The 4,653-nt window shown below is 75.2% G+C and carries 5 protein-coding genes; 2 read left to right on the top strand and 3 right to left on the bottom strand.

Annotated features, from left to right (window positions below):
• Positions 1 to 658: 658 nt before the first annotated feature.
• Together AB0D45_RS34485 and AB0D45_RS34490 are read left to right on the top strand one after the other, a co-directional pair.
• Complete coding sequence (locus AB0D45_RS34485; RefSeq protein WP_361608951.1) at positions 659 to 832, top strand: hypothetical protein; 174 nt, start codon at positions 659 to 661, stop codon at positions 830 to 832.
• 188 nt (positions 833 to 1,020) lie between these two features.
• Complete coding sequence (locus AB0D45_RS34490; protein WP_362466577.1) at positions 1,021 to 2,004, top strand: NAD-dependent epimerase/dehydratase family protein; 984 nt, start codon at positions 1,021 to 1,023, stop codon at positions 2,002 to 2,004.
• Here AB0D45_RS34490 and AB0D45_RS34495 read toward each other — a convergent pair.
• The 3 genes from AB0D45_RS34495 to AB0D45_RS34505 all read right to left on the bottom strand — a co-directional run.
• Positions 1,990 to 3,429: a lipase maturation factor family protein gene (locus AB0D45_RS34495; RefSeq protein WP_362466580.1), complete on the bottom strand. Its 1,440-nt coding sequence runs from the start codon at positions 3,427 to 3,429 to the stop codon at positions 1,990 to 1,992. The genes AB0D45_RS34490 and AB0D45_RS34495 overlap by 15 nt on opposite strands.
• Positions 3,430 to 3,440: 11 nt before the next feature.
• Positions 3,441 to 3,971 (bottom strand): DUF1990 domain-containing protein, encoded by a 531-nt coding sequence (locus tag AB0D45_RS34500; RefSeq protein ID WP_362466582.1) that lies wholly within the window; start codon positions 3,969 to 3,971, stop codon positions 3,441 to 3,443.
• Between the two features lie 31 nt (positions 3,972 to 4,002).
• On the bottom strand, positions 4,003 to 4,653 hold a 651-nt coding region (locus AB0D45_RS34505; RefSeq protein ID WP_362466585.1), incomplete at its 5' end, for a YndJ family protein.

The raw sequence follows: 4,653 nt of genomic DNA on the forward strand, positions 1-4,653 counted from the left end.
CGCCCCCGTTAACCTCGCGCGGGGGGGGGGGGGGGGCCTGGCTGTGCTGATGGCGTTTTAAGTGATTCGCCCGCCCCCCTCCTATTTGTATTACCGCCCGGGGGGGGGCGCCCGGTCTGGCCCCCCCCCCCGGCCCCTCACTCGTACGGGCGAACCCCCCCGTCAGGTCCGGCAGGCCCGGCGGCGACCGGTTCCCGTACCGGCCGCCGGCCCCGTACCGCCCCTGCGTCCAGGCCCGACGTCCGCTCGGCCCGCGCGGCCCGGTGCGGCGGCGCGGCCGTCCGCCGCCGTCCGGCCGCTCCGGTGCGCGTGCGGCGGCTCGGCCGGCCCGCCCACACTGTCGACCGTGGACACCTCCGAGATAGCCACAGCCGCTCCCTCCGTCGTCCGCGCGCACGTGCCACCGCCGTCGAGGCGGACCGGCCCCGACGCGGCCGCAGGTGTACGACTTCCTGCATTCGGGGCGAAAACGAGCGGTCCGGCGCGGATTTTGCCGTTCCATCGAGCGGCCCCCCGCTCATATGTGTACCCTAAGGCGCAAGGAGCCCCACCCGGGCACCGCTCCACCAAGGCGCCACCGCGTCCGGAAAACCTTTCGATTTCCCTATCCGGCGTGCGGTCCCGCCCGCCGGGTTACGCCACACCAAGGGAGTGCGCGGTGACTGAGACGAAGAAGAAGCCCGAGCCGACTCTGGAGCGCACGGGACGGGGGGCGAACACGCGGTCCGACGAACTCGGCAGCCTCGAGGTCTGGGCCCGCTCCGCACCCATCCGGCTGGCAGGCTACGAGGACGACCTGGCGGAGCCGCACATCCTGCCCGGCATCGACTGACGGCACCGGGCCGCCGGCCACCGGCCGCGGCCCGGACCGTACCCCGCCCCCGCGCCCTCCAGGGCGACGGGGGCGCGGCATGAGCACCGGGCGCCGCCGCCGGTTCCCCGTTCCCCTACGCCGTCAGCGTCATCGCTGTGGGCGATCACGCCTTCCGCCGCCCCGCCGCGCCCGGCAGGGTCGAGCCCATGAGACTTCTGATGCTGGGTGGGACCGAATTCGTCGGGCGCGCGATCACCGAGGACGCCCTGGACCGTGGCTGGGAGGTCACCGTCTTCCACCGGGGGCACCACGCGCCCCCGCCCGGAACCTCCGCACTGCACGGGGACCGCACCGCCCCCGACGGGCTGGCCGCCCTCGCCGAGGGGGAGTGGGACCTGGTCGTCGACACCTGGAGCGGCGCCCCCGCGGCGGTGCGCGACAGCGCCCGCCTGCTCGCCGGCCGGGCGGCCGGGTACGCGTACATCTCCAGCTGCTCCGTGTACACCTACCCCGCCCCCGCCGGCCACGCCGAGGACGCCCCGGTGGTCGAGGGTTCGCCGGACGCCGGGTCCACCGCCTACGCCGAGGACAAGCGGGGCGGCGAGCTCGCGGCCGTCGACGCCTTCGGCGACCGCGCCCTGCTCGTGCGCGCCGGCCTGATCACGGGCCCGTACGAGAACGTCGGACGGCTGCCCTGGTGGCTGAACCGCGTCGCCCGGGGCGGCCCGATGCTCGCCCCCGGCCCCCGCGACCTGGCGCTCCAGTACATCGACGTACGGGACCTCGCGCGCTGGACCCTCGACGCGGCCGCGGCCGGGCTCGGCGGGGCCTACAACCTGGTCGCCCCGGCCGGACACGCCACGATGGGAAGCCTCCTGGACGCCTGCGCGGCCGCCACCGGCGTCCGGCCCGAACTGCGCTGGACCGACCCGGCCGTGATCCTCGAGGCGGGGATCGAGCCCTGGGTCCAACTGCCCATCTGGCTCCCCGAGGGCGAGACGTACGACTACATGTTCGGCAACGACGTCACCAAGGCCCTCACGGCGGGCCTCACCTGCCGGCCGGTCGAGGAGACGGCCGCCGACACCTGGACCTGGCTGCAGTCGATCGGCGGTGTCGCCCCGCAGCGCCCCGACCGTCCGGCCAAGGGCATCTCCGCGGAGCAGGAGGCCGCGCTACTCGGGCTCTGAGGAGGCGGCCTGCGTGAGACGGGTCGGCGGCAGGTACTCGCGCAGCAGCCTGCGGTGCCACCAGGCGCCCGTCTCGCGCAACTCCCGCCAGGTGGTGAAGCGGTAGCGGTAGAGCCTGGCCCGTACGAAGCGGGGCGGGGCGTCCGGGAAGGGGTTGTGGCGGATCAGCCGCAGTGTGTCCCGGTCGCCCGCCAGCAGCCGCTCCACGAACGGCCCGAACCAGTCCCGGGCGTAGCCGGGGGAGAGCGCCGCGAACCACATCAGCCAGTCGAGCCGCAGGTGGTACGGGGCGAACTGGCGCGGGATCCGGTGCGGTTCCCCCGGCTTGCCCTTGAAGCCGTACTCGCGCCAGTCGCCGTCCTCGCGGGGGACGCGGTCCGTGGTCCCCTCGACCACCACCTCGTCCCGGATCCGGCCGACGGTGCCGAAGGCCCCGTAGGTGTTGACCAGGTGCAGCGAGTCGAAGGAGCGGTTCATCACCTGGCGGCGCGAGACGAGGTTGGCGACGGGGTTGCGGCTCAGCGCCAGTACCAGCACGGTCAGGGCGCACACCAGGACCACGTACCAGACGGGCGCGCCACGCGAGGCAGCGGCCGGCGGGGGGCCGGCGATGCCGGTGAAGTCCACCGCCGAGAGCGCGAGCGTGATCGTCAGCCAGTTCAGCCAGGCGAAGTTGCCGGACAGCACCAGCCACAGCTGCGTGGCCACGATGATCCCGGCTGCGTACGAGGCCACCGGCTGGGGGGTGAACAGAAGCACGGGCAACACGAGTTGGGTGACGTGGTTCGCCGCGCACTCCACCCGGTGCAGCGGCTTCGGCAGGTGGTGGAAGAACCAGCTGAGCGGCCCCGGCATCGGCTGCGTCTCGTGGTGGTAGTCGAGGCAGGTCAGCCTGCGCCAGCAGGCGTCGCCGCGCATCTTGATCAACCCGGCTCCGAACTCCACCCGGAACAGCACCCACCGCAGGAGCCACAGCACCAGCACCGGCGGCCCGGCCCGGGCGTTGCCGAGGAAGACGGCGAGGAAGCCGACCTCCAGCAGCAGGGACTCCCAGCCGAAGGAGTACCAGGTCTGGCCCACGTTGACGATGGACAGGTACAGCAGCCACAGCACCGCCCACATCCCCATGGCGGCGCCCAGCGGCACCAGGTCGCCCGCCCCGGCGGCGAGCGCGGCCGACAGGGCCGCCCCGGCCCAGGCACAGCCGGCGAAGAGCCGGTCGGAGTAGCGCAGTTGGAACAGGCTCGGGGCCCGGCGGAAGGGCACGTACCGCACGTAGCGCGGGACGGGCAGCATGCCGTGCGCCCCGATCAGCGCCCGGAACTGCAGGGCGGCCCCGACGAAGGCGAAGACGTAGACGCCGGCCAGGGCCCGCTGGAAGACCAGCCGGCCCAGCCAGTACCCGGGCGCGGTGAACCAGTCCATCCCCTCCAGTATCAGCCGCCGGCGGCCAGCGCGCGCAGGCGCCGGCCCAGCAGCCGGGCGTAACCCCGCTGGAGCACGGGGACGAGCGGGCCCGCGAGGCGGGTGTACCAGGCGGCGGGGCGGCTGAAGGCGGTCACCTCGAACCACACCGTGCCGTCGGCGTCGAGTTCCACGAGGAAGGACTCCTCCCCGCTCTCGGGGTGGCCGGTGAGGGTGCCGTAGGCGAAACCGGCCCGGTCGGGCCCCTCCGGGACCCAGACGACCTCGCAGGGGACGGTGATGCGCAGCGGCCCGGCGCCCAGCCCGACCTCCACCCGTGCCCCGGGCGCGGCCGGGCCGTCGGCGCGGACCCTCGCCCCGGTCGCCCGGTGCATCCGGAAGTCGGTGACGGCCGCGCCGGCCGCCGCGAAGACCGCGCGGCCGTGGCCGATCCGGGTGCGGTGGTGCAGGTGGTGGTAGCCGGCGGGCAGCGGCCGCAGCCTGGTCGCACCGCGCTCGGGGTAGCTGAGGACGGGCCGGCCGGTGCCGGTGAGGCGGGTCATGGGGAGCTCCGATCGGGGCGGGGGGCTGGGGTCAGGGGGCGGCCGGCGCGAGCCGGGCGGGCGCGGTGCGGCCGGCGGTGAGCCGGCGCCAGGCCAGCAGTGAGCACAGTGCGAAGCCGAGCGCGTTGCCGAGGCCGTGGGTCGCGGCCATCCACGTCAGGGTGGGGTGGACGACCCCAGTGGCTTCGCCCGCCGCCCACCACAGGGCCAGCACCATGGTGGCCACCAGCACCGAAGCCGAAACGGCGAGCAGCGCCCCGGTGGCCCGGTCCGGGGCGCCCGGCCGGACGTCCCGCCAGGTCACCAGGGCCACGGCCCACATCCCGGCGGTCAGCACCACCGCGCCCAGCAGCTCGGCCCAGTCGCCGGCGAAGTAGCCGAGCAGCACGAGCAGGGTCCCCGCCGGCACGCTGTACGCCGCCCCGCGCGCCCAGCGCCCGTGCGTCGCCGACCGGCTCACCAGGCCGGCGACGAGGGCGGCCGCGAAGCCGGCGAAGTGGAAGTGCGGGACGGTCAGGGCCAGGATGTCCAGGCCGAAGCCGAAGAGCCGGTGGCCGGAGCGCTCCGCGACCAGCGCGCACGCGGCGACCGAGGGGGACAGCAGCGCGGTGAGCGCGGCCACCTCCGCCGGGCCCGGCACCCGGGTGCGGGGCAGCCGGGCGGCGCCCCGGCAGGCCAGGGC

The organism is Streptomyces sp. NPDC048352 (genome assembly GCF_040651895.1).
Lineage (GTDB): Bacteria > Actinomycetota > Actinomycetes > Streptomycetales > Streptomycetaceae > Streptomyces.

Excerpts from the sequence above, each read along its gene's own strand:
- AB0D45_RS34490 (WP_362466577.1), top strand. The coding sequence starts at position 1,021 with ATGAGACTTCTGATGCTGGGTGGGACCGAATTCGTCGGGCGCGCGATC.
- AB0D45_RS34495 (WP_362466580.1), bottom strand. The coding sequence starts at position 3,429 with ATGGACTGGTTCACCGCGCCCGGGTACTGGCTGGGCCGGCTGGTCTTC.
- AB0D45_RS34500 (WP_362466582.1), bottom strand. The coding sequence starts at position 3,971 with ATGACCCGCCTCACCGGCACCGGCCGGCCCGTCCTCAGCTACCCCGAG.